The 22,886-nt window shown below is 49.8% G+C and carries 21 protein-coding genes; 14 read left to right on the top strand and 7 right to left on the bottom strand.

Annotated features, from left to right (window positions below):
* Positions 1 to 100: 100 nt before the first annotated feature.
* The 5 genes from ACYIA1_RS02580 to ACYIA1_RS02560 all read right to left on the bottom strand — a co-directional run bounded on the left by ACYIA1_RS02580 (position 101) and on the right by ACYIA1_RS02560 (position 7,233).
* Positions 101 to 1,546 (bottom strand): efflux transporter outer membrane subunit, encoded by a 1,446-nt coding sequence (locus ACYIA1_RS02580; protein ID WP_413639662.1) that lies wholly within the window; start codon positions 1,544 to 1,546, stop codon positions 101 to 103.
* Entirely contained in the window at positions 1,536 to 4,694 is a 3,159-nt protein-coding gene (locus ACYIA1_RS02575; protein WP_044544720.1) for an efflux RND transporter permease subunit, read from the bottom strand. Before ACYIA1_RS02575 ends, ACYIA1_RS02580 begins: the two co-directional genes overlap by 11 nt.
* 5 nt (positions 4,695 to 4,699) lie before the next feature.
* Positions 4,700 to 5,863 carry an efflux RND transporter periplasmic adaptor subunit gene (locus tag ACYIA1_RS02570; RefSeq protein ID WP_005865934.1) on the bottom strand — a complete coding sequence of 388 codons (1,164 nt, stop codon included), beginning with the start codon at positions 5,861 to 5,863 and terminating at the stop codon, positions 4,700 to 4,702.
* A 90-nt stretch (positions 5,864 to 5,953) separates the two neighbouring features.
* Positions 5,954 to 6,334, bottom strand: a complete 381-nt coding sequence (locus tag ACYIA1_RS02565) for a hypothetical protein (protein WP_008774070.1) — start codon at positions 6,332 to 6,334, stop codon at positions 5,954 to 5,956.
* A 167-nt stretch (positions 6,335 to 6,501) separates the two neighbouring features.
* Positions 6,502 to 7,233, bottom strand: coding sequence for a copper homeostasis protein CutC (locus ACYIA1_RS02560; protein WP_005861801.1), 732 nt, complete (start codon positions 7,231 to 7,233; stop codon positions 6,502 to 6,504).
* Positions 7,234 to 7,610: 377 nt separating this feature from the next.
* Here ACYIA1_RS02560 and atpD point away from each other — a divergent pair, with 377 nt between their 5' ends.
* From atpD to thrC, 13 genes are all read left to right on the top strand, one after another.
* A complete protein-coding gene (atpD, locus tag ACYIA1_RS02555) occupies positions 7,611 to 9,128 on the top strand; it encodes a F0F1 ATP synthase subunit beta (protein ID WP_008774072.1) in 1,518 nt (505 codons plus the stop codon).
* Between the two features lie 5 nt (positions 9,129 to 9,133).
* Positions 9,134 to 9,367 (top strand): ATP synthase F1 subunit epsilon, encoded by a 234-nt coding sequence (gene atpC / locus ACYIA1_RS02550; protein WP_005861798.1) that lies wholly within the window; start codon positions 9,134 to 9,136, stop codon positions 9,365 to 9,367.
* A 12-nt stretch (positions 9,368 to 9,379) separates the two neighbouring features.
* On the top strand, positions 9,380 to 9,811 hold the full coding sequence (locus tag ACYIA1_RS02545) for a hypothetical protein (RefSeq protein WP_008774073.1): 432 nt from the start codon (positions 9,380 to 9,382) through the stop codon (positions 9,809 to 9,811).
* On the top strand, positions 9,789 to 10,838 hold the full coding sequence (atpB, locus tag ACYIA1_RS02540) for a F0F1 ATP synthase subunit A (protein WP_008774074.1): 1,050 nt from the start codon (positions 9,789 to 9,791) through the stop codon (positions 10,836 to 10,838). Before ACYIA1_RS02545 ends, atpB begins: the two co-directional genes overlap by 23 nt.
* A 62-nt stretch (positions 10,839 to 10,900) precedes the next feature.
* On the top strand, positions 10,901 to 11,155 hold the full coding sequence (gene atpE, locus ACYIA1_RS02535) for an ATP synthase F0 subunit C (RefSeq protein ID WP_005861792.1): 255 nt from the start codon (positions 10,901 to 10,903) through the stop codon (positions 11,153 to 11,155).
* 14 nt (positions 11,156 to 11,169) lie between these two features.
* Positions 11,170 to 11,670: a F0F1 ATP synthase subunit B gene (atpF, locus tag ACYIA1_RS02530; RefSeq protein WP_005861790.1), complete on the top strand. Its 501-nt coding sequence runs from the start codon at positions 11,170 to 11,172 to the stop codon at positions 11,668 to 11,670.
* Positions 11,671 to 11,673: 3 nt separating this feature from the next.
* The gene (locus tag ACYIA1_RS02525; RefSeq protein ID WP_057326390.1) at positions 11,674 to 12,216 is read left to right on the top strand and encodes a F0F1 ATP synthase subunit delta; all 543 of its coding nucleotides are present in this window, start codon (positions 11,674 to 11,676) and stop codon (positions 12,214 to 12,216) included.
* 12 nt (positions 12,217 to 12,228) lie between these two features.
* A complete protein-coding gene (gene atpA / locus ACYIA1_RS02520) occupies positions 12,229 to 13,806 on the top strand; it encodes a F0F1 ATP synthase subunit alpha (protein ID WP_005865921.1) in 1,578 nt (525 codons plus the stop codon).
* Positions 13,794 to 14,657 (top strand): F0F1 ATP synthase subunit gamma, encoded by an 864-nt coding sequence (locus ACYIA1_RS02515; protein WP_480334283.1) that lies wholly within the window; start codon positions 13,794 to 13,796, stop codon positions 14,655 to 14,657. The genes atpA and ACYIA1_RS02515 overlap by 13 nt, the downstream gene beginning before the upstream one ends.
* Positions 14,658 to 14,812: 155 nt before the next feature.
* On the top strand, positions 14,813 to 15,778 hold the full coding sequence (locus ACYIA1_RS02510; RefSeq protein ID WP_480334281.1) for a DMT family transporter: 966 nt from the start codon (positions 14,813 to 14,815) through the stop codon (positions 15,776 to 15,778).
* A gap of 282 nt (positions 15,779 to 16,060) precedes the next feature.
* Entirely contained in the window at positions 16,061 to 18,502 is a 2,442-nt protein-coding gene (thrA, locus tag ACYIA1_RS02505) for a bifunctional aspartate kinase/homoserine dehydrogenase I (RefSeq protein WP_005861780.1), read from the top strand.
* Between the two features lie 2 nt (positions 18,503 to 18,504).
* Complete coding sequence (locus tag ACYIA1_RS02500) at positions 18,505 to 19,713, top strand: cofactor-independent phosphoglycerate mutase (RefSeq protein ID WP_146375633.1); 1,209 nt, start codon at positions 18,505 to 18,507, stop codon at positions 19,711 to 19,713.
* 3 nt (positions 19,714 to 19,716) lie between these two features.
* Positions 19,717 to 21,030, top strand: coding sequence for a threonine synthase (gene thrC / locus ACYIA1_RS02495; protein WP_258920201.1), 1,314 nt, complete (start codon positions 19,717 to 19,719; stop codon positions 21,028 to 21,030).
* Between the two features lie 106 nt (positions 21,031 to 21,136).
* On the opposite strand, the gene ACYIA1_RS02490 is transcribed toward thrC, so the two are convergent.
* Together ACYIA1_RS02490 and ACYIA1_RS02485 are read right to left on the bottom strand one after the other, a co-directional pair.
* Complete coding sequence (locus ACYIA1_RS02490; protein ID WP_122144277.1) at positions 21,137 to 21,577, bottom strand: DUF695 domain-containing protein; 441 nt, start codon at positions 21,575 to 21,577, stop codon at positions 21,137 to 21,139.
* 161 nt (positions 21,578 to 21,738) lie between these two features.
* Complete coding sequence (locus ACYIA1_RS02485) at positions 21,739 to 22,221, bottom strand: ferritin (protein ID WP_044545844.1); 483 nt, start codon at positions 22,219 to 22,221, stop codon at positions 21,739 to 21,741.
* A 158-nt stretch (positions 22,222 to 22,379) separates the two neighbouring features.
* Between ACYIA1_RS02485 and ACYIA1_RS02480 the strand changes: the two genes are divergently transcribed.
* Complete coding sequence (locus tag ACYIA1_RS02480; protein WP_008780811.1) at positions 22,380 to 22,883, top strand: methylated-DNA--[protein]-cysteine S-methyltransferase; 504 nt, start codon at positions 22,380 to 22,382, stop codon at positions 22,881 to 22,883.
* Positions 22,884 to 22,886: the final 3 nt, after the last annotated feature.

Raw genomic sequence — 22,886 nt, 5'->3', positions numbered from 1 at the left:
CTTTCCGATACGTTCAATCACGGCGTGGCCGATTGGATCTATGGCGTGATGGGCCGGCAGGCGGTCGGCCACGTCCCCATGAATAGCGTCACGATAAAAATCAACAACCGCCTCCCAACGCCCGGTACAGCAATATCTTCTTCCGGCATAAATCGGTGACGATATCGATATGCTCCAGCTCGCTATCCAGATAACGCTCCTCGGCAGAGAGAACCTCCAAGAAACCGGTATAGCTTAATTGGAACATCTCGCCGGCATTCACCACGGAACGCTGGTGAGCAAGGGATTCTTTCTCTTTCAAGCGGATACGCTCCGTTTGGGTCTGGCTGGCGCAATAGAGATCGAGCACCTCGGTGTAAGCGTTCAAAGCGGTCTCGTGGTATTGGGACAAGGCGATACGCTGGGAAGCCTTCGCCTCGTTCCACATCGAACGGATCTCATCGCGGCGGAAGATAGGAGCCGTGATACCCGCCGCCAAGTCGTACACCAAAGAGGCCGGCGAGTGGAACCACTTACCCACGTCAAACGCGTTGAAACCACCACTGGCGCCAAGCACCAACGAGGGATAGAAAGCCGCCTTCGCCGCTATCACATCCGCCTTGGAGGCGATCAGCTCCATCTCGGCGGAACGTACATCCGGACGCAATGTCAAGAGGTTCGCCGGAATCCCTTCCGACAAGGGAACCGGCAACTTACGCAACTCATCGAATCCCATCCGGCGAATCTCGAAGGGGAAAACACCCAACAGGCAGGCGATCGCCCGCTCCTTCTCACCGATCAACTGATCGTTTTCCAGCAACTTACTCTCGATCGACAACACACGGGCATAAAACTGATCGACCGCCAACTGCGTCTCCGCCCCTTCCTTCTTCAACTGGCGGGTCAGCTCATGGGAACGACGGGCACTGGCCAGCGCGTTCCGCAACACCTCCTTACGCCGGTCCAAGCCGATCAACTCATAATATTGAATCGCCAAATCGGAGATCAACATCGACTGGGCAAAACGGGTAGCCTCCACGGAAGCCATCCAGCGAGCGGCGGCGGCCTGCTTCTTCCGGGTCAGTTTGCCCCAGATATCCGCTTCCCATTGAAAGCTCAAGCTCAAGCCGAAATCCCGGTAAGGGTCCGGTATATGCTTATCCTTTGGCAAAGAAGGCACGTTCGTCTCGCTATTCCCCACACCATCCATCGTATATTCACCGAAACGGTTCACGGAGGCTCCGATGTTCAAATTCACGTCCGGCAGCAAAAGCCCTTTCGCCCGTTGCAAGGCCGCACGGCTCATGGCGATGCGCTCCATGCTCTGCCGGAAGGAATGGTTATTGCGTAAAGCCACATCCACATAGCCTCGCAATAAGGTATCTTGGAAAAAGACATCCCACGACAGCGGTTTCACGAACGTAGTGTCGTTCATTCCCATCTCGCCGGATTCCGGAAGCGAGATCCGCTCGTCCATCGATAGCTCGGGAGTCTTACAACCGGCCAAAGCGATCAGAGTCAAGGCACAGCCTATCATTATAATATATCTCATCTTATTAATACACATACTCGTCTTCTTTAATTTGCTCTTTCTCTTTTCTCTTTTTAAAATAAGTAGCCAGCGACTCGAAGATCACGTAAAGCCCCGGGATCAAGAAGATACCGACAAACGTACCGATCAACATACCTCCGGCCGCCGCCGTACCGATCGAACGGTTCCCCAAGGCACCGGCTCCCGAGGCGATCGTCAACGGAATCAAGCCACTAATAAAAGCGAAGGAGGTCATCAAGATCGGGCGCAAACGACTGGTAGCCCCTTGAATAGCGGCTCCCATCACGCTGATACCTTCCTTACGGCACTGGTTCGCCACCTCGATAATCAAGATCGCGTTCTTTCCCAGCAAACCGATCAACATCACCAACGCCACCTGCGCATAGATGTTATTCTCCAGACCTACCACGTACAGCAAGAAGAACGAGCCGAACACACCCGCCGGAAGCGACAGGATGACCGGAAGCGGAAGCAATAAGCTCTCGTATTGGGCGGCAAGCAACAGATAGACGAATGCCAAACAAATAGCGAAAATTACCAACGTTTGCCCACCGGACTCTTTCTCCTCCTTCGCCACACCGGACCATTCGGTATCATAACCACGGGGCAATACCTCGGAAGCGATCTCCTCAACAGCCGCCAACGCCTCACCCGAGCTGACACCCGGGGCGGCCTCGCCGGTAATCATGGCCGAGGTAAACAGGTTGTAACGGGTAATCTGGCTCGGACCATACACACGCTCCATCGTCATGAAGTTGGAGTAAGGCACCATATTCCCCTCCTTATTCTTAGCATACAGGCTGAACAAATCCTCCGGATTCATACGATACTCCGGCGCCGCTTGCAACATGACCTTATACATCTGGCCGAAACGGACGAAGTTGGAGGAGTAGAAGCTACCTACATAGGATTGCAAGGTTTCCATGGACTCGTTCACGTTGATGCCCAACTTAGCCGCCTTCGCCAAATCCACCCGGAGCAGATATTGCGGGAAATTCGGGTTGAAGCCGGAAGTGACACCGGTCAGGCGAGGATCAGCGTTCAGCTTCGCCACGAAGTTCTTGGCAACCTCATCCAGCTCGGCGAACGTACCGGCGGTCTTATCTTGCAGACGAAGCTCGAAGCCACTCGCGTTACCGAATCCCGGAACCGTAGGCGGCAGGAAGAACTGGATGTCCGCATCCTTGATATGGGCGACACGATCGGCATACACACTCATCAACTCCGCCGCCGTCTGCTCCCGTTGATCCCAAGGGGTTAGGTTAATCATACCCATACCGAAGCTGGCACCCTCCGTCTCGGTCATCAAGCTATAGCCGGCCAAGGTAGAGATCGTCTCCACCTCTTCCAACGGCAACAAAGCCGCTTGCACCTTGTTCAAGGCAGCTTCCGAACGCTCCAAGGTAGCTCCGGGAGGTGCGTCTACGTTCACATAGATCATACCTTGGTCCTCGTTCGGGATAAAGCCGGAAGGCAACACGAACGTCATGCCCCACGTGGCCAGACAGAAAAGGATCAAGGTTGCGTACGTCAGCATCCGACGGTTCAAGAACCATCTTAAATTCAAGCGGTAACGACGCTCCAAGAAATCATAACGGCTATTGAACCCATCAAAGAAACGAGCCAGCAGATTTTTCTTTTTCTTCTTCGAGTGGGATACCGGCTTCAGCAACAAGGCGCAAAGAGCCGGAGACAACGTCAAGGCGTTCACGCCGGAGATCACGATCGCCACAGCGAGCGTCAACGAGAACTGGCGATAGAAGATACCCACCGTACCATCCATGAAACCGACCGGGATAAACACAGCGGACATCACCAGCGTAATAGCGATAATCGCCCCTCCGATCTCACCGATCGCTTTTTTCGTCGCCTTCAACGGGGGCAGCTTCTCGTTGTGCATCTTCACGTGGACCGCCTCTACCACCACGATCGCGTTATCCACCACGATACCGATAGCGAGCACCAAGGCGAACAAAGTCAGCATATTGATTGAGAAACCCAGCATCTGCATAAAGAAGAACGTACCGATCAACGATACCGGAACGGCGATAGCGGGTATCAGCGTAGACCGGAAATCCTGCAAGAAAAGATACACCACGACAAATACCAAGATAAACGCCTCCAGCAAGGTCTTGAGCACGACCGATATGGAAGCGTCCAAGAAACGGGATACGTCGTACGAGATATTATATTCCATACCCGGGGCAAACGTCGTTTCCTTCAATTCCTCCATCTTCGCCTTGATCTGCTGGATCACCTCACGGGCGTTCGAGCCCGGACGCTGCTTGATCATGATAGAGGCCGAGGGCTTTCCGTCCGTCATGGAGATCATATTATAATCCTCGGAATCAAACTCGATCGTAGCCACGTCTTTCAAGCGAAGCACGGAACCGTCCGGCAGGGCTTTCAAGACGATCTCGCCATATTCCTCCGGCGTGCTGAACTTACCGCTATATTGCAAGACGTATTGCAATTGCTGCGGGATCTTGTCGGAGCTGATACCCGTCTTACCCGGCGCCGCCTCGATATTCTGCGAGCGGATCGCCTCCGTAACCTCTTGCGGCGACATATTATAAGCCGCCAACCGGTTCGGGTTCAGCCATACACGCATCGCATAGTCGCGACTACCCATGATCTCCACGAATCCCACGCCGTCGATGCGCTTCAACTCACGCAAGATATTGATATCGGCAAAATTATATACGAATTTCTCCGTATGGGTACTATCCGAGCTCATGATGTTCAGGTACATCAACATACTGTTTACCTCCTTCTCCGTGATCACGCCGGCACGGATCACCTCTTCCGGAAGCTCATCCAGCACGGTGGTCACACGGTTCTGCACATTCACAGAAGCTACGTCCGGATCGGTACCGACCTTGAAATAGATCGTAGTCAAGGACATACCGTCGTTCGTACAAACAGAGGTCATATAGGTCATTCCGGGCACGCCGTTGATGGCACGCTCCAGCGGGGTCGCCACCGTTTTCGCCATCACGTCGGCGTTCGCTCCGGTATAACGGGCGGTAACGGTAACGGAAGGGGGCACGATATCCGGGAATTGGGTAATCGGCAAGGAGTTGATCGCCAGCAATCCCAAGAAGACAATTACCACCGAGATCACGCCCGATAAGATAGGGCGTCTGATAAATATTTCAAACATAGGGCTTACTTATTATTCTCGATTTCGTTAGACGATTCCAATTGGCGACGGATCGTGGCTCCATCTACCATATCGGGATTGATAGTCATGCCGTCCGTGATCATCTGAACACCCTCGTAGACGATGACGGTCTGGTCCGGCAAATCCTGTGTCACGTAATAAGAACCGTGGCGGGCCAACGGCTCGAAGCTACGTACGCTCACCTTTCCATCTTCCGCTACCGTATATACATAGGTAAAATCCTGTATCTCGAAAGTGGATTGCTGAGGAACCAAGACGACGTTCTCCATCTTGGTCAGCATCCGGATCTTACCGGATACGCCATGTCGCAGCAAACGTTCCGGGTTCGCGAAACGGGCACGGAAAGCGATCGATCCGGTACCCCGCTCAAAGTCGCCCTCCACGGTCTCTACCTTCCCTTTATACCGATAGGTGGATTGGTCGGAAAGGATCAGCTCCAGATTATTATACTCCGGCTGGTCGATACCGCTCAACTGCGTCCGTTTATATTCCAGATACTCCTTCTCGTTGATCTTGAAATAGGCGAACATATCCGATACGTCCGTCAAGGAGGTCAATAAGCTGCTCGGCGTAACCAAACTTCCTACCTTAAAGGGGATGCGGTCCACGTATCCCTCGAAAGGAGCCGTGATCGTCGTGTACGAGAAATTAGTCTCCGCACGTTGCAAACGGGATTTGGCCTGTTGCACCTGCAAGCGTGCCACGTCCGCCTCGGCCATCGCCTGCTCCAGACGGATCGGCGAGATGATATCTTTCTCCACCAAACGCTTGATGCGGTCTACCTCTACCTCCGCCATCTTCAACTCGGCTTGGGCCTGTTTGTGATGGGCTTGCGCCTCTTTCACCTCCTCGTACAATTCCGCCGAGGAAAGCTTGAAAAGCACCTGCCCTTTCTTCACGTGCTCGCCCTCGTCCACGAGGACGGCCTCCACGAATCCTTCCACTTTAGGTTTCACCTCTACAAACTGTACGGCTTGTACATCCGCTACATACGACTGCGGCACCTCGATCGTGGTCGTGGTTAACCGCATCACCGGCGTATGATCTTTCTTCCCGGACTTTTTCTCCCGGTTTTGGCTACAAGATACCCATACACAAGCCGTTAAGCATAGTAAGGGTAAATAGTTAGAAAACAATTTTATCCTCATAAAACTTATAGATTTATAATTATTTGAATACGACGAAAAGCACATAGGCGAATCACCCCATGCGCGACAATAAGAAACAGGTAAGTTCTACTAAATCAGATAGGAACAGAACCAAACGAAATTCTGTGCTTTGTGTAGGTTATAAAATAAAGGAAGCTTGGCGCATTGCCGTAGTTCCAAGGAATGAATTAATTCATGTAAATCCAGAATCGTAAACAAGTCCCATATCAAATCGATCTCCAAGGCTCGAATTTGCACTTGCTCCTGACGTACCGTTCGCAAGGAGGCGTTATCGTCAAAATCCAACAACACATCGGGTGCCTCTTTATCGACTATTTCCATCGAGGTAGTGGTAATATTCTCCGGAAAGAAATCGCTTCCAATGGAATAAAACTGTAACAGCACCAACATGATCATAAGCATGATACGCTGGTGAAGCCCAAAACGATTATTCACTGTTACATTTAGCATCTTTTATCTAATGGAGGCGCAAAGATAAACAATCTTTTTGGGAAGAAAAAACATTTCACCCGCATACGAGTATTGGTATCGCCCCACGCCGGTATAGGCATGAGGCGATGCCGGTATAGGCGTAGGGCTACACCAATACCGACACAGGCTCACGCCTATACCGGCACTTAAATATATGCTTTTACCTTCTCCCGATCCGTTTGCACCGTCTCGAATTCGGAGGACACGATACTGCTTCCCATCGGGACATTCTCATTGCGGTATTCCATTTTACTATATACGATACTTCGGGCGGACGTATGAAACTCTTTCGCTCCTGTCTCCGCCTCTATTTTCCCGATATTATTCTCACGTACGCCACATCCCGGCATGATGATGATCCGTCCGTCCGCACGTTTCACCAGCTCGGCGATCAAGGGGATTCCTTTCACGGCATCCGATTGCTGGCCGGAGGTCAAGATACGGTCGCATCCCAACTCGATTAGCTGCTCCAACGCAGTGAATGGGTCCCGGCAAACATCGAAAGCACGATGACAAGTTACGGACAGAGGTTTTGCCGCCTCGATCAAGCGCCGCATCAAGGGTACATCGATATCCCCGTCTTTCGTAAGACAGCCGAAAACGACGCCATGCACCTTTAGCTCCTTGCACAGTTCTATATCCAATAGCATGGATTGCACCTCGGCTTCCGTATACAAGAAATCACCGCCTCTCGGACGGATAATCACATTGATATCGATCTTGGAAGTCAGAGCCTTCGCCGTCTTGATCTCTCCATAACTAGGTGTAGTTCCCCCTTCGGGTATCCCGGCGCAAAGCTCTACACGGGTAGCGCCTCCCGCCTCCGCCTCCACACAGCTTTGAGCGGAGTTCGCACATATCTCAATAATTCGTTTCATGTTTATTTAGTATTGTTGACGTACAAAATTACATAAATATCACCACTTGCTCAACAGAACCACAAATAACTATCCGATACCATTAAAAACACCCCTATTATGGATTAACAAAATAAAACAGAACTATCACCTTTACTATCAAAAAGGCAGCAAATTCGTATCTCCTTATCTATCTATGCCTTAGAAATTTGACTATAGCTTTCTGATTCGTCCAAATAAGAAACAAATTGGTCTATTTCGGAACTATAGCTAAATAGTTTAAAGTTTAACTAATCTCAAAAAGACACAAAAAGTTCTATTTTCAAGGATCGAAACGCCATAAAACGTAATATTGCAACGACATTTTAATAGGTTAAGATAAATAACAAATAGGCTTTATGGGAGAAATAAAAGGCTATATCTCACAGGTTATCGGCCCGGTAGTGGATATCCACTTTGATTATGGGACAGAAGAAACAGTAACCCTCCCCCGTATCCACGACGCCATGGAGATTTCCCGCCCGAACGGAAAGATCTTGATCGTCGAAGTTCAGCAACACATCGGGGAAAACACCGTCCGTACCGTAGCGATGGATACGACCGACGGATTGAGACGAGGCATGGAGGCCATGTCATACGGAATGCCCATCACCATGCCGACCGGCGACCAAGTCAAAGGACGTTTAATGAATGTCACAGGCGACCCTATCGACGGCATGGCCCAGCTTACTAAAGACGGGGCTCTTCCCATCCATCGTGAGCCTCCTAAATTCGAGGATCTGACAACGACCCAAGAGGTCTTGTACACGGGTATTAAAGTAATCGATTTATTGGAACCTTACGCCAAAGGAGGTAAGATCGGACTTTTCGGAGGAGCCGGAGTGGGCAAAACGGTATTGATCATGGAATTGATCAACAACATCGCAAAGAAAAACAACGGATTCTCCGTCTTCGCCGGTGTGGGTGAACGTACACGTGAAGGAAATGACCTATTGCGTGAAATGATCCAATCCGGTGTCATCCGATACGGCGAGGAGTTTAAGAAGAGTATGGAGGCAGGTAACTGGGACTTGTCGAAGATCGATTACGATGAATTGGCTAAGTCGCAAGCTACCTTGGTATTCGGGCAGATGAACGAACCGCCGGGCGCCCGCTCGTCCGTAGCCTTATCCGGTTTGACGATCGCCGAATCCTTCCGTGACAAAGCCTCTGAGGGAGAAAGAAAAGATATATTATTCTTCATCGATAATATCTTCCGTTTCACCCAAGCCGGTTCCGAGGTTTCCGCCTTGCTGGGGCGTATGCCTTCCGCCGTAGGTTACCAACCGACATTGGCCACGGAAATGGGAGCTATGCAAGAGCGTATCACTTCAACCAAGAAGGGCTCCATCACCTCCGTACAGGCGGTGTATGTTCCTGCCGATGACTTGACGGACCCGGCTCCGGCGACTACCTTTACGCATTTGGACGCAACAACCGTCCTCAGCCGCAAGATCACGGAACTCGGTATCTATCCGGCCGTAGACCCGCTGGAATCTACATCCCGCATCCTTGATCCGCTGATCGTAGGCAAGGAGCATTACGACACAGCGCAACGGGTAAAACAAATCCTGCAACGGAACAAGGAACTTCAAGATATCATATCCATCCTCGGTATGGAAGAACTTTCCGACGAGGACAGGCTAACGGTCAACCGGGCCCGCCGTGTACAACGTTTTCTGTCCCAGCCCTTCTCCGTGGCGGAACAATTCACTGGCGTACCCGGTGTCATGGTCTCTATAGAGGATACGATCCGGGGATTCAAGATGATCATGGACGGGGAAACGGATGACATACCCGAACAGGCATTCTTAAACGTAGGAACCATCGAGGATGTCTTGGAGAAGGCCAAGCAGCTGAAAGAACAAGCAAATTAATCGATATGAAACTGGAAATTGTATCACCGGACGGCATTCTTTTCGAAGGCGAGACCGAATCTGTCTCATTCCCGGGAGTTGCCGGTTCATTCGATATCTTGCCTCATCACGCCCCATTGATAGCAGCGTTGAAGGCGGGTACGATCCGGTTCGAGGCAAACGGCAAAAGACAAGAACAAACGATACAAAGCGGATTCGTAGAGGTAAAAGACGACATCCTATCCGTTTGCGTCGAATAAAAACATACGACAATGAATGGCAGATTAAAAATGAGGTTAATGGGTTTGATCACGTTTATCAACGTGGCAATAGGCGTTTCATTGGGTGGTTTATTATATACCATCTGGCCGGAACACTATTTCTCGTGGTATCCGTCCATTCCCTTCTTTTACTGGGTCATGGCCATGGCGATGACTTTCTTCCTAGACCGGGTAAAAAGGAAAAACGGAGATGTGACCGTAACCATGTACATGCTAGTCCGGTTGTGTAAGTTCACGCTCGCTTTCGTCTTCTTATGGATGTACGCGGCGTTTGTCGGGCAACAATTAAAGACATTTGGTTTCACGTTGATGTTATTCTATTTCATTTACCTCGGACTGGAGACTTACATTTTATATCTGTTTGAAAAGAAAAGAATGAAAAGAGAGAAAAGGGAAAAGGATGATGAGTACAATCAAAGATAACAAATACATATGGATCGCTTTCTGGATGTGGCTCAGCTTTCTCACTCCGGCAAAAGCGGCGTCCGGCGAGATAGACGTGCAGGATATCGTCTTCTCCCACATTCAAGACGCCTATACATGGCATATCACGGAATGGAACGGACAAGAGATTGCGATTCCCCTGCCTATCTTGGTAAAAAGCGAGGAAAGAGGATGGGATTTATTCCTGTCATCCCATCTACATCAAGGCCGGACGCATCACAATTATTATATCGCCGGGGAAGGTGAGCATGCGGGAAAGGTTGTTGAGAAGAACAGTGCCGGAGAAGAGGTTCGCCCGATGGATTTCTCATTGACCAAGAATGTTTGCGGACTGTTCCTCAGTTGCGGTCTCTTGCTTTTCATCGTTCTCCGAACCGCCCATTGGTATAAAAAGCACCCGAACGAGGCGCCGGGCGGATTTATCGGATTGATGGAAATGGCCATCTCCTACATACAAGACGGGGTGATCAAAGAGGCGATCGGAAAAGAATATAAGCCGTTCTCGTCCTATTTGCTGACGGTATTTTTCTTTATCTTGATCAACAACCTGATCGGAATCATACCTATTTTCCCGGGAGGCGCTAATATTACGGGAAATATAGCGGTAACAGGCGTATTGGCACTTTGTACGTTTATAGCGGTCAACCTGTTCGCCACGAAAGCGTACTGGAAAGAGATCTTTTGGCCCAAAGCGCCGATCTACTTGAAACTGCCCTTGCCGATCATGCCGTTCGTGGAGTTCTTCGGGGTATTCACCAAGCCGTTCGCGTTGATGATCCGTCTGTTCGCCAACATCATGGCGGGCCATACGATTATCTTGGCGCTAACCTGTTTGATATTCATAACGGCAACCATGGGAGTAGCCGTGAATTTCGGTATGACGATCGTATCCGTCTTGTTCTGTGCGTTCATGAACTGTCTGGAATTGTTAGTGGCTTGCTTGCAAGCTTATATTTTCACCCTGCTGTCGGCCAACTATATCGGATTGGCCAAGGTAAGGGAATAAATCCAAAGAAATTAAAGTATTAGAATTATATTATTAAGGTTACTAATTTAAAATTAAACACTATGTTATCGACTATTTTATTACAAGCGGCAGCCGGGATGGGCGTAGCGAAGATGGGAGCCACTATAGGAGCGGGATTCGCCGCCATAGGTGCAGGTATCGGAATCGGATTGATCGGTAAAGGTGCCGTTGAAGCTATTGGACGCCAGCCGTCGGCCGCAGGAGAGATCCGTACCTCGATGTTGATTATGGGAGCGTTGGTAGAAGGTGTGGCATTGTTCGCTATTGTCGTATGTTTCTTAGCGTTGTTCCAATAAAAAAGTAACAAACTATGTCTTTATTAACACCGGATTCAGGGCTTCTATTCTGGATGATCGTTTCATTCGGGATTGTCTTCGTGATCCTTTCCAAATACGGTTTTCCCGTGATCGTCAAGGCAATCGAACAACGGAAAGCTTACATTGACAATTCCTTAGAGACGGCACGTCAGGCGAATGAGCGACTTGCCCATATCCAAGCCGAGGGCGAGAAGATGCTAGCCGAGGCCAAGGAAAAGCAAAACGCCGTCCTGAAGGAAGCCTTTGCCGAAAAGGAGCGGATCATCGAGGAGGCACGTAAAAAGGCCGTCTCCGAGGCACATCTGCAGATAGAGGAGGCTACCCGGCGTATCCGCGAAGAAAAAGAGAAAGCTATTCGCGAAGTCCGCTCGGAGATAGCGGATCTGTCTATCGCTATCGCAGAGAAAGTAATGAAAGAGAAAATCGGTCGGGATAAGGAACAACAACAGATGATCGACCGGCTGCTGGATGAGGTATCGTTTAGTAAATCGTAAGGTATGGATATAGGAACTATTTCTTCCCGGTATGCCAAGGCGCTTTTCTCCCTAGCGAAAGACAAGGGACAGGAAAGCCGGGTATATGATGATATGAAGATGTTGGCGGACAGCTTCTCGATGGAGCCGGAGCTTAGGGGTGCCTTGAGCAACCCGATCGTTTCCGTACCGGAGAAAGTGAAATTGCTTACGGCGGCGGGAGGTATCGAGGTATGCGAGCTATATACACGTTTTATCAATCTGGTATTAGCCCATAAACGGGAGACGTTACTGCCCTTCATCGCATACATTTATATCCATTTGTACCAGAAAGAGAAAAAGATTACCCGGGTACGATTCGACACGGCCGTAACGGTAGACGATGCGGTCAAGTCTCACCTGCAAGACAAGCTGCGGAAAGAGACGGGATGCACGATCGAGTTCTCCGGCCATGTGGAACCGGAACTAATCGGGGGCTTCCGCCTACGCATCGGCAATTACCGGATAGACGCTAGCTATGCGACGCAACTACGGGATATCCGTACCGGGCTACTCGAAAACAGATAAAAAAGAAGAAGTATGACAGAACAGATAAAAGTGAGTGAAGTCTCCTCCATCCTGCGCCAGCAATTGGAAGGAATCCATACCAGCATCAAGCTGGAGGAGGTCGGGACCGTATTGCAGGTGAGTGACGGCGTGGCCCGCATCTACGGGCTGGATAATGCGGAGGCGAACGAGTTGCTTCAATTCGATAACGGGATGGAAGCGATCGTGATGAACTTGGAGGAAGATAATGTAGGCGCCGTCCTTTTAGGTCCGACCGACCGAATCAAGGAGGGCGACACCGTAAAACGCACGGGCCGCATCGCCTCTATCGATGTCAGCGAGGGGATGATCGGGCGTGTGATCGACCCATTGGGAAACCCGATTGACGGGAAAGGCGAGATCCTTGGCGAGACTTGCGAGATGCCGCTTGAGCGCAAGGCTCCGGGCGTGATCTTCCGTCAGCCGGTAAACGAGCCTTTGCAAACCGGTATCAAGGCCGTAGACGCTATGATCCCTATCGGAAGGGGACAACGTGAGTTGATCATCGGCGACCGGCAGACGGGAAAGACCTCGATCGCTATCGATACCATCATCAACCAACGTAGCAACTACGAGGCAGGGAACCCGGTTTACTGTATTTACGTGGCGATCGGGCAAAAGGGTTCCACGGTAGCGGCCTTGGTGAACACCTTGCAAGAGAAAGGCGCCATGGACTATACGATTGTCGTAAGCGCGACCGCCTCCGACCCGGCAGCCATGCAATATTTCGCCCCGTTCGCCGGAGCGGCCATCGGAGAGTACTTCCGGGATAGCGGACGACACGCCTTGGTGGTCTACGACGATCTGTCCAAACAGGCGGTCGCCTACCGTGAGGTTTCCTTGATCCTTCGCCGTCCTTCCGGACGTGAGGCGTACCCGGGTGATATCTTTTACCTGCACTCCCGCCTATTGGAACGTGCCGCCAAGATCATCAACCAGCCGGAGGTAGCCCGTGAGATGAACGATCTCCCCGAAAGCATGAGAGACAAGGTGAAAGGCGGTGGCTCCTTGACCGCTTTACCGATCATCGAGACTCAGGCGGGAGACGTATCGGCTTATATCCCGACCAACGTGATCTCTATCACCGACGGACAGATATTCCTTGAGACCGATTTATTCAACCAAGGGAACCGCCCGGCTATCAACGTCGGAATCTCTGTTTCCCGTGTAGGCGGTAACGCGCAATTAAAGGCGATGAAAAAGGTAGCGGGTACCTTGAAAATCGATCAGGCTCAGTTCCGTGAATTGGAATCATTCTCCAAGTTCGGGGGCGAGATGGATGCCGTCACCGCTTTCACGATCGATAAGGGGCAGAAGAATACCCAGTTACTGATACAGCCTCAATATAGCCCGATGCCGGTGGAAGAGCAAATCTCGATCCTTTATTGCGGAACGCAAGGTCTGCTGAAAGAGGTTCCATTGGACAAGGTGCATGAGTTCGAGGCAAGGTTCTTGCAAGAATTACGGACCTCTCATCAACGGGACGTACTGGATGTCTTAAAGACCGGCGTTATCAATGATGAGATACGAGGCATATTGGAAAAAACAGCGAAGGAGCTATGGGTTCATTGAAAGAAATAAAAGTCAGGATCGCCTCTATACGGAGCACGCAGAAGATCACCGCCGCCATGAAAATGGTATCGTCGGCCAAGCTTCATCATGCCCAGACGCAAACCGAGCATACACTTACATATGCTAATAAACTATCCGCTATCTTAAACGGTCTTCTTTCGGCGGAATGCGACCTAGACTCACCTTACACCGAACAGCGTAAGGTGAGCAAGGTGGCTATCGCCGTATTCGCCTCGAGCACGGGTTTATGCGGGACATTCAATGCCAATATATGGAAAGAGTTATCCGCCACGATCCAGACTTATAAGAACCAGCAAATAGAGGTAGGCCTCTACCCTATCGGCAAGAAAATAGCGGATGAGCTTCATAAAGCGGGGTATAGCTTCGACACTGATTTCATCATGATCGGCGAAAAACCGTCTTATGAAAGCGCCGTATCCTTGGCGAACCGTCTCATGGAGCTGTTCGTCACGGGTAAAGCGGACCGGGTGGAATTACTGTATCACCATTTCAAGAACATGGCGACACAAGTCGTAACCCACAAGACGTATCTTCCCCTTTCCCTCTCGGATACGGAAGCGGCGGAAACAGCCACCGACTACATCCTTGAGCCCTCGGCGGAAGAGTTGCGTAACCGGCTTTTCCCGAAATTGCTGAACCTAACCATCTATACGATCCTACTCGACACCTCGACCGCCGAGCACGCCGCCCGTATGATGGCTATGCAGACCGCCAACGACAACGCGAACGATTTAATCCAACAATTAACTTTGCAATATAATAAAACCCGCCAGCAAGCCATCACCAACGAATTGCTGGATATCATGGGAGGAGCGGCCGTTTCATCGTAATAAAAACGGGATGCATCCTTGACTAAACAGACAATGATCCGTATGTAAAACACTTTACTAACGGATCATTTCTTATTTACAAAAAAAAGTAAGACCTTTGCTCACCAAAACATAAGCCTGTATACATTATATTATACCAATCTAGGATCGTACTCATGATGAATCAAGAAAAGCTAAAAGGGCATCTCCTTATTTTAGCGGCCAACATCCTGTTCGCCATTAATATGCCCGTATCCAAAGATCTACTCCCCGAGCATGTGCAACCCGAGGCGTTAACCAGTATGCGGATGAGCTTCGCTTGCGTGATGTTCTGGATCACCTCCCTATTCGTTCCCTATGAGAAAGTGCCGTTGAAGGACTTGGGACTTCTATGCCTTTGCGCCCTTTGCGGAGTAGGCTTGAACCAAGGGCTGTTTATCTGGGGATTGAATACCACGTCGCCGGTAGACGCTTCCATCATAGCGACCGCCGTCCCCATCTTTGTCATGATCTTGGCGGCCCTGATCCTAAAGGAACCTATCACACGGATGAAAACGTTCGGGGTACTGCTTGGTATATGCGGGGCGATCTCCTTAATACTACAATCCACGCAAGGTTCCAATCAAGCGAGCAGTCTAGGGGGAAACCTCTTGATTACGGTTAGCGGATTCATGTACTCGATCTATTTGGTAGTATCCAAGCCACTAACACTCAAGTACTCATCCGTCACGATGATGAAATGGATGTTCCTGTTCTCCACGCTGATTACCCTGCCTTTCGCTATCGAGTCCATCTGGAATACCCCGGCTTTCCATAAAGAGGTCTTCGACGGCCAAGAGCTGGGAGCCATTTTCTTCGTATTATTCGGGGCCACGTTCATACCCTATTTATTAATACCGCTGGCCTTAAAGCGAATCCGCCCGACTACCGTCAGCATGTACAATTATATCCAACCGATCGTAGCTTCCTTTATCGCCGTATTCATCGGTCAGGATAGTTTTAGCGTAACGAAACTAGTATCAGCCGCACTTGTTTTCTCCGGCGTCTATTTAGTGACCCAAAGCAAGAGCCGGGCGGACCTTGAACAACAAAATAGTCAATCTTTTAGCAAAAACGCTTGCAATATGAAAAATAATGCGTAATATTGCCCCCATAATATAAAAGAATAAGTAGCATACAAAATCAATGATGAGTGTAGAGTCCTCATATTATACATGGGCATTGATGACCCCTTGGGGGGTTAGAATCTATTAATAAGCATTCGCGTAGACCACGTCACGCTATGTCGCAATCTCGTATTGCATCCTTTTTTATTTCTCCTTTTACATAAATAAGTTTAATCAATCGGTTATTGTCGGTTGCTAATCATGAAAAAGCCTTTTTTTGATTGTCAATCCTCGATGAACCATTAAAAATACATATCGATGAAAGTATTAAAATTCGGCGGAACATCCGTAGGTTCCGTGAATAGTATCTTAAGTGTAAAGAAAATAGTAGAGGCTATCGAAGAGCCCGTAATCGTGGTTGTCTCCGCCTTAGGGGGCATCACCGATAAATTACTGGCCACTTCTACCATGGCTTCTAAAGGCGACCTTGCCTACGAGAAAGAATTATCGGAGATCATCGCCCGCCATCTGGACGTGATCGAGGGAGTGATAGAGGACAAGGAGGTACGCATGGATGTCCAGAAGAAAGTGATGGCTTTACTGGATGAATTGAGCAATATTTTCAAAGGTGTTTATTTGATTAACGATTTATCCGCCAAGACATCCGATACGATCGTAAGTTATGGCGAGCGCCTATCTTCCTTGATCGTCTCGAACGTGATCAAGGACGCTAAGTTGTTCGACTCACGCAAATATATCAAGACAGTCAAGCAATTCAACAAGCATATTGTGGATTTCGACTTGACCAACAAGCTCATAAAAGAGACCTTCTCGCCGCTGCCCAAGGTTTCCTTGGTGCCCGGATTCATATCTTCCAGCACGGAAACCGGAGAGGTTACGAACCTCGGACGAGGGGGATCGGATTATACCGCCTCCATCTTGGCAACCGCCTTAGACGCTAACACCTTGGAGATATGGACGGACGTGGATGGTTTCATGACCGCTGATCCCCGTGTGATCAGCTCCGCCTACGTAATCGACCGGCTTACTTTCACGGAGGCGATGGAGTTGTGTAACTTCGGGGCGAAAGTAATCTATCCGCCGACGATCTATCCAGTTTATCATAAGAATATCCCGATCCGTATCTTGAATACCTTCAACCCGACCGCTCCCGGAACCTATATCTCGAAAGAGCGGGTGAAAGAGGAAGGCAAGGCCATCATCAAGGGTATCTCCTCCATCAACGATACCTGTTTAATCACGGTACAAGGTTTAGGTATGGTGGGCGTGATCGGCGTGAACTACCGGATCTTTAAGACGCTCGCCAAGAATGGCATCAGCGTATTTATGGTATCGCAGGCCAGCTCCGAGAATAATACGACTTTCGCCGTACGTAACGCCGACGCTGATTTGGCCGTACAAGTATTGAACGACGAGTTCGCCTTGGAACGTGCGCAGGGTGATATGAACGATACCGTAGCGGAGAAAGATCTGGCTACCGTCGCTATTGTAGGCGAGAACATGAAACGTACCCCGGGTATCGCCGGGAAGCTGTTCGGTACGCTGGGACGTGCGGGCATCAGCGTGATCGCTTGCGCCCAAGGCGCTTCCGAGACGAATATCTCTTTCGTTATCAAGCATAAATACCTTCGCAAGGCGTTGAACTCCATTCATGACTCTTTTTTCCTATCCGAATATAAGGTATTGAACCTTTTCATCGCCGGTGTAGGAACCGTAGGCGGCAATTTATTGGAACAGATACGCATCCAGCAACCGAAACTGATGCGGCAAAACGGTTTGAAGCTGAATGTCGTAGGTATCTCAAACTCCAAGAAAGCCCTTTTATGCCGGGAAGGGATCAACCTCGACAATTACCTGGAGGAGCTGAAGGAGAACGGGGAAGAGAGCAACCCGGAGCATCTGTGCGAAGAGATCGTAAAGATGAATATCTTCAACTCCGTATTCGTGGATTGCACGGCAAGCCCGGACGTGGCGGCTCTTTACGAGACGTTGATGAACAATAACGTATCCGTCGTGGCGGCTAATAAAGAAGCGGCCTCCTCCTCCTACGATAATTATACCAAGCTCAAGGAGACCGCCCGCCACCGCGACATCAAGTTCTTGTTCGAGACGAACGTAGGCGCCGGCCTCCCGATCATCAATACGATGAACGATTTGATCAATAGCGGCGACCATATATTGAAACTGGAGGCCGTACTTTCCGGTACGCTGAATTATATCTTTAATACGATCAGCGCCGATATTCCTTTCAGCGAGGCGATCCATATGGCAAAGGAAGCCGGATACGCCGAGCCGGACCCACGTATCGACCTTAGCGGCAAAGACGTAATCCGTAAGCTGGTTATCTTGGCCCGTGAGGCCGGTTATCCGGTGGAGCAAGCCGACGTAAAACGGAACCTGTTCATCCCGGAAAAGTACTTCGAGGGTTCCCTTGAGGACTTCTGGAAGAATATCAAGGATACAGATGCCGGTTTCGAGGAGAAACGCCAGCTACTGGAAGCGGAAGGCAAACGCTTCCGTTTCGTGGCGAAGATGGAGAACGGCGCTTGCGAGGTAGGCCTACAAGCCGTAGACAGCCACCATCCGTTCTATGAACTGGAGGGCAGCAACAATATTATCATGATCTCCACCGAGAGATATCATGAATATCCAATGATCATCAAGGGATATGGTGCCGGAGCCGACGTGACAGCCGCAGGCGTATTCGCCGACATCATATCCATTGCTAATATTCGATAGGTATGAAGCACATTATCATTTTAGGCGATGGAATGGCCGACGAGCCGATAGAGGCTCTGGGAGGCAAGACCCCGATGCAATACGCCAACACTCCTTATATGGATAAATTGGCGGAACTGGGAGTAACCGGGCAGATGAAAACCGTAGCGGATGGTTTCCATCCCGGTAGCGAGGTCGCGAACATGGCGGTATTAGGCTATGACCTGCCCTCCGTATACGAGGGACGGGGTGTATTGGAAGCCGCCAGTATAGGCGTCGCCCTGCAACCCGGCGAGATGGCGATGCGTTGTAACTTAATCTGCGTAGAAGGCGACATCTTGAAGAATCACTCTTCCGGCCATATCTCCACGGAGGAAGCGGACGAGTTGATCCAATGCCTGAACGAGCGATTAGGCTCCGACCGTGTCAAGTTCTATACGGGTGTCTCCTACCGCCACCTATTGGTAATCAAAGGAGGCGATAAGCGTCTGGATTGCACGCCACCACACGACGTACCCCTCCATCCTTTCCGGCCTTTAATGATAAAACCGGAAGTTCCGGAAGCACGAGAGACCGCCGATTTATTAAACGAATTAATCCTCAAGTCCCAAGAGATCTTAAAGGATCACCCAGTGAACCTCAAACGTATGGCAGCGGGGAAAGATCCGGCGAACAGTATCTGGCCTTGGTCTCCGGGTTACCGTCCGGCCATGCGAACGATGCGGGAGATGTACGGCTTCGGGAAAGGCTCCGTGATCTCCGCCGTCGATCTCATCCGGGGAATCGGCGTTTACGCCGGCCTCGAGGTGCTTCACGTAGAGGGAGCTACCGGATTATACGACACGAACTACGAGGGAAAAGCGCACGCCGCCCTTGAGGCCCTCAAGACAAACGACTTCGTCTACCTGCATATCGAGGCAAGCGACGAGGCCGGGCATGAGGGAGACGTAGACCTAAAGATCAAGACGATAGAGTATCTGGACAACCGTGCCGTACGTATCATCTACGAGGAAACGCAAAAATGGGACGAGCCGGTAGCAATCGCTATCCTTCCGGACCACCCCACTCCTTGCTCCATACGTACGCATACGAATACCCCAGTTCCATTCCTGATTTACAAGCCGGGCGAGCAACCCGACTCCGTTACCACATTTGATGAGTTCTCCGTATCAAACGGCAAATATGGCATACTGGAAAAAGATCAATTTATAAAAGAATTTCTAAACGATTAGAGCATGAAATATTACAGCACAAACAAACAAGCCCCTGTAGCCAGCCTAGAAGAGGCCGTCGTAAAAGGTCTGGCCGGCGATAAGGGATTATATATGCCCGAGTATATCGACTCCTTGGACGAGGAGGTGATAGCCAACATGAAGAACCAGTCCTTCCACGAGATCGCCTGCACGGTAGCACGGATGTTCTTCGGGGAAGACATAGAACCGGAGGTATTGGACGGTATCGTAAAAGATACGCTCTCCTTCGAGACCCCGGTGGTACCCGTAAAGGATAATATCTATAGCTTAGAGTTATTTCACGGGCCTACATTGGCCTTTAAGGATGTAGGAGGGCGCTTCATGGCTCGTCTGCTCGGTTATTTCATAAAGAAAGAGGGATTGAAGCAAGTAAACGTATTGGTAGCTACTTCCGGCGATACGGGAAGCGCCGTCGCCAACGGATTCCTAGGCGTTCCGGGCATTCACGTGTATGTGCTTTATCCCAAGGGAAAGGTCAGCCCGATACAGGAATGCCAGTTCACGACATTAGGACAGAACATCACGGCATTGGAGATAGACGGCACGTTCGACGATTGCCAAGCGCTGGTTAAATCCGCCTTTATGGACGAGGAATTAAACCGTCATATGAAACTGACCTCGGCGAACTCCATCAACGTAGCCCGTTTCTTGCCCCAATCGTTCTACTATTTCAACGCTTACGCTCAGCTGGACAAGCTGGGAAAAGCGGACGAGCTGGTCGTTTGCGTGCCGAGCGGTAATTTCGGAAACATCACCGCCGGATTGTTCGCCTATTGGATGGGGCTCCCTATCAAGCGTTTCGTAGCGGCAAACAACCGTAACGACGTATTCTTGGAATACCTGAATACAGGAACTTATACACCCCGCCCATCAGTCGCCACCCTAGCGAACGCCATGGATGTAGGCGATCCGAGTAATTTCGCCCGTATCATCGACCTATTCGGCGCATTCAATGATCCTCATAAAGAAATATGCGCACTGATCTCCGGACATCGCTATACGGACGAGGAAATCGCCTCTACGATGCGAGCCGTCTATAAAGAGACGGGATATATCCTCGACCCGCACGGAGCCTGTGGCTACCAAGGATTACTAGACAGCGACCTAAGCGAGACCGAGACGGGTCTATTCCTCGAGACCGCCCATCCCGCCAAATTCAAAGGAACGGTCGATAAGATATTGGAGGCAGATATCGAGATCCCGGCGAAACTGAAAGCCTTCATGGAAGGAACCAAGCAAAGCATCGAGCTGGCAAAAGATTTCGAGGGATTCAAATCTTTCTTGATGAGCCGGTAAAAATACGTATATAGGCATCGCCCCACACGTATATCGACATAAACCTACACACGTATACTGGCGTAGACCGATATCTATATACGTGTGGGGCGATGCCTACATACGCTCAATCCACCGCCCACTCTTTCATCTCATACATATCCTTATATTCTTCCCAATCCGGATCCATCTCGGTATAAATAGAGATGGGCAGTAACTCGAAAGGAGCCAAGGCCTCATTCAAGCGTTCGCCGAATACACGCACGGTACGTGTGTAAAACACCCAGACCTTCTCTCCTCCTCCGGTATAGACACCCGTCAGGATAGCCAGCTTGTCTTTCTTTTCCATCGCCTTACGAAGCGCTTCCTCCACGGCCTCCATTTTCTCGCCAAGGTCATCGCTAGGAAGGCCTCTCCCATCTCCCTCGTATTTCCAAGTGATCTCGACACGTTCCTTGAACTTACCGGATTCGGTGAACTCATTCAACTCGTCCCGCCCGTAAACGGTAATCATTTGCCCTGACTCGTTTTCCGAGAGAGCCGTAAACCATACATCGCTTAATTTCATCGTCCCTATCTATAAATGATACGCTACTAATTTGACATGATAAAAAAATGAAGCTAAGTAACATTGCCAACACTCTTAACTTACTAGGCAATGTCACTTAGCTTACTTGGCAAAGTAAGTTAACTTCATTCGACAACGAAGTTAACTTCGTAAAACATGTATTATCTCTTTCCTAATCTATGATCCATAATGGCGTAATGGCATTCCCCATAATTCTTCAATTGATCCACGATCTCTTTAGCCGTAGATTCTTCCTCTACTTGCTCGCGTACGAACCAGAACAAGAAATCACGGGAAGCATGATCCTTATCAGCCTCGGCGATATCAACCAATTTGTCGATCAACTCTGATACATAGCACTCGTGTTTGTAAACATGCTCGAATACCTCCAACGGATTTCCCCAGCCTGTCGGAACCACGTTGATCTGGCCGATCGTAATATCGCCGCCACGATCCAAGGCGTAATCGATCAACTTATGAGCATGCTCCAATTCCTCAGCCGCTTGTTTCTTCATCCAATGGGCGAAACCGTTCAACCCTGCTTTCTGGAAATACACGGACATTGACAAATACAAATTCGAAGACCACATCTCCGCATTCACTTGGGCATTGATTGCCTCTGATAAATTTCTACTTAAGATCATAATTTTATCATTGTTTAAAAATGTTGAAGTATTATCCGTTCACGAAATTTCACTATGCAAATATAAATAAAAGTAGGATTCCTTATCTCATTTCCGCCCTTAGATATTGGCTACTTTCGAAAATTTTTCTAACTTACGCCCTTATTTGATAAACATCCATGCAATACACCGACAAATATCGATCTCCCTTGGGAGAAATAACCCTAGCCAGCGATGGCGACCACCTGACAGGATTATGGTTCGACGGGCAAAAATATTTTGCCGCCACTTTATCGGCGGAACACCAAGAAAGAGAACTGCCGATATTCGAGCAAGCCAAAGAGTGGCTGGATAGCTATTTCATGGGTAAGATTCCCAGCTTCACCCCTCCTATCCATCTGGAGGATACGCCTTTCCGACTTGCGGTATGGGACTTATTGAGCAAAATACCTTATGGCGAAGTCGTAACCTACAAGGAGCTCGCCGGCGAAATCGCCCGGCAAAAAGGTATCCCGAGCATGTCTACGCAAGCGATCGGAGGAGCGGTAGGCCATAACCCGATCAGTATCATCATCCCCTGCCACCGTGTCGTAGGCAGCGATGGCAGCTTAACCGGATACGCAGGAGGTATCGACAAAAAAAGGAGCCTGCTTACAATCGAACGGGCCCCAAAAGTATCGTAAAGA

It is taken from the genome of Parabacteroides sp. KHUB-02, assembly GCF_056640955.1.
This window is presented reverse-complemented; position numbering and strand designations above follow the sequence as displayed.

What these genes read in the sequence shown, in the direction of transcription:
- ACYIA1_RS02580 (WP_413639662.1), bottom strand. Translation starts at nt 1,546, where the DNA reads ATGTGTATTAATAAGATGAGATATATTATAATGATAGGCTGTGCCTTG.
- ACYIA1_RS02575 (WP_044544720.1), bottom strand. Translation starts at nt 4,694, where the DNA reads ATGTTTGAAATATTTATCAGACGCCCTATCTTATCGGGCGTGATCTCG.
- ACYIA1_RS02570 (WP_005865934.1), bottom strand. Translation starts at nt 5,863, where the DNA reads ATGAGGATAAAATTGTTTTCTAACTATTTACCCTTACTATGCTTAACG.
- ACYIA1_RS02565 (WP_008774070.1), bottom strand. Translation starts at nt 6,334, where the DNA reads ATGCTAAATGTAACAGTGAATAATCGTTTTGGGCTTCACCAGCGTATC.
- ACYIA1_RS02560 (WP_005861801.1), bottom strand. Translation starts at nt 7,233, where the DNA reads ATGAAACGAATTATTGAGATATGTGCGAACTCCGCTCAAAGCTGTGTG.
- atpD (WP_008774072.1), top strand. Translation starts at nt 7,611, where the DNA reads ATGGGAGAAATAAAAGGCTATATCTCACAGGTTATCGGCCCGGTAGTG.
- atpC (WP_005861798.1), top strand. Translation starts at nt 9,134, where the DNA reads ATGAAACTGGAAATTGTATCACCGGACGGCATTCTTTTCGAAGGCGAG.
- ACYIA1_RS02545 (WP_008774073.1), top strand. Translation starts at nt 9,380, where the DNA reads ATGAATGGCAGATTAAAAATGAGGTTAATGGGTTTGATCACGTTTATC.
- atpB (WP_008774074.1), top strand. Translation starts at nt 9,789, where the DNA reads ATGATGAGTACAATCAAAGATAACAAATACATATGGATCGCTTTCTGG.
- atpE (WP_005861792.1), top strand. Translation starts at nt 10,901, where the DNA reads ATGTTATCGACTATTTTATTACAAGCGGCAGCCGGGATGGGCGTAGCG.
- atpF (WP_005861790.1), top strand. Translation starts at nt 11,170, where the DNA reads ATGTCTTTATTAACACCGGATTCAGGGCTTCTATTCTGGATGATCGTT.
- ACYIA1_RS02525 (WP_057326390.1), top strand. Translation starts at nt 11,674, where the DNA reads ATGGATATAGGAACTATTTCTTCCCGGTATGCCAAGGCGCTTTTCTCC.
- atpA (WP_005865921.1), top strand. Translation starts at nt 12,229, where the DNA reads ATGACAGAACAGATAAAAGTGAGTGAAGTCTCCTCCATCCTGCGCCAG.
- ACYIA1_RS02515 (WP_480334283.1), top strand. Translation starts at nt 13,794, where the DNA reads ATGGGTTCATTGAAAGAAATAAAAGTCAGGATCGCCTCTATACGGAGC.
- ACYIA1_RS02510 (WP_480334281.1), top strand. Translation starts at nt 14,813, where the DNA reads ATGATGAATCAAGAAAAGCTAAAAGGGCATCTCCTTATTTTAGCGGCC.
- thrA (WP_005861780.1), top strand. Translation starts at nt 16,061, where the DNA reads ATGAAAGTATTAAAATTCGGCGGAACATCCGTAGGTTCCGTGAATAGT.
- ACYIA1_RS02500 (WP_146375633.1), top strand. Translation starts at nt 18,505, where the DNA reads ATGAAGCACATTATCATTTTAGGCGATGGAATGGCCGACGAGCCGATA.
- thrC (WP_258920201.1), top strand. Translation starts at nt 19,717, where the DNA reads ATGAAATATTACAGCACAAACAAACAAGCCCCTGTAGCCAGCCTAGAA.
- ACYIA1_RS02490 (WP_122144277.1), bottom strand. Translation starts at nt 21,577, where the DNA reads ATGAAATTAAGCGATGTATGGTTTACGGCTCTCTCGGAAAACGAGTCA.
- ACYIA1_RS02485 (WP_044545844.1), bottom strand. Translation starts at nt 22,221, where the DNA reads ATGATCTTAAGTAGAAATTTATCAGAGGCAATCAATGCCCAAGTGAAT.
- ACYIA1_RS02480 (WP_008780811.1), top strand. Translation starts at nt 22,380, where the DNA reads ATGCAATACACCGACAAATATCGATCTCCCTTGGGAGAAATAACCCTA.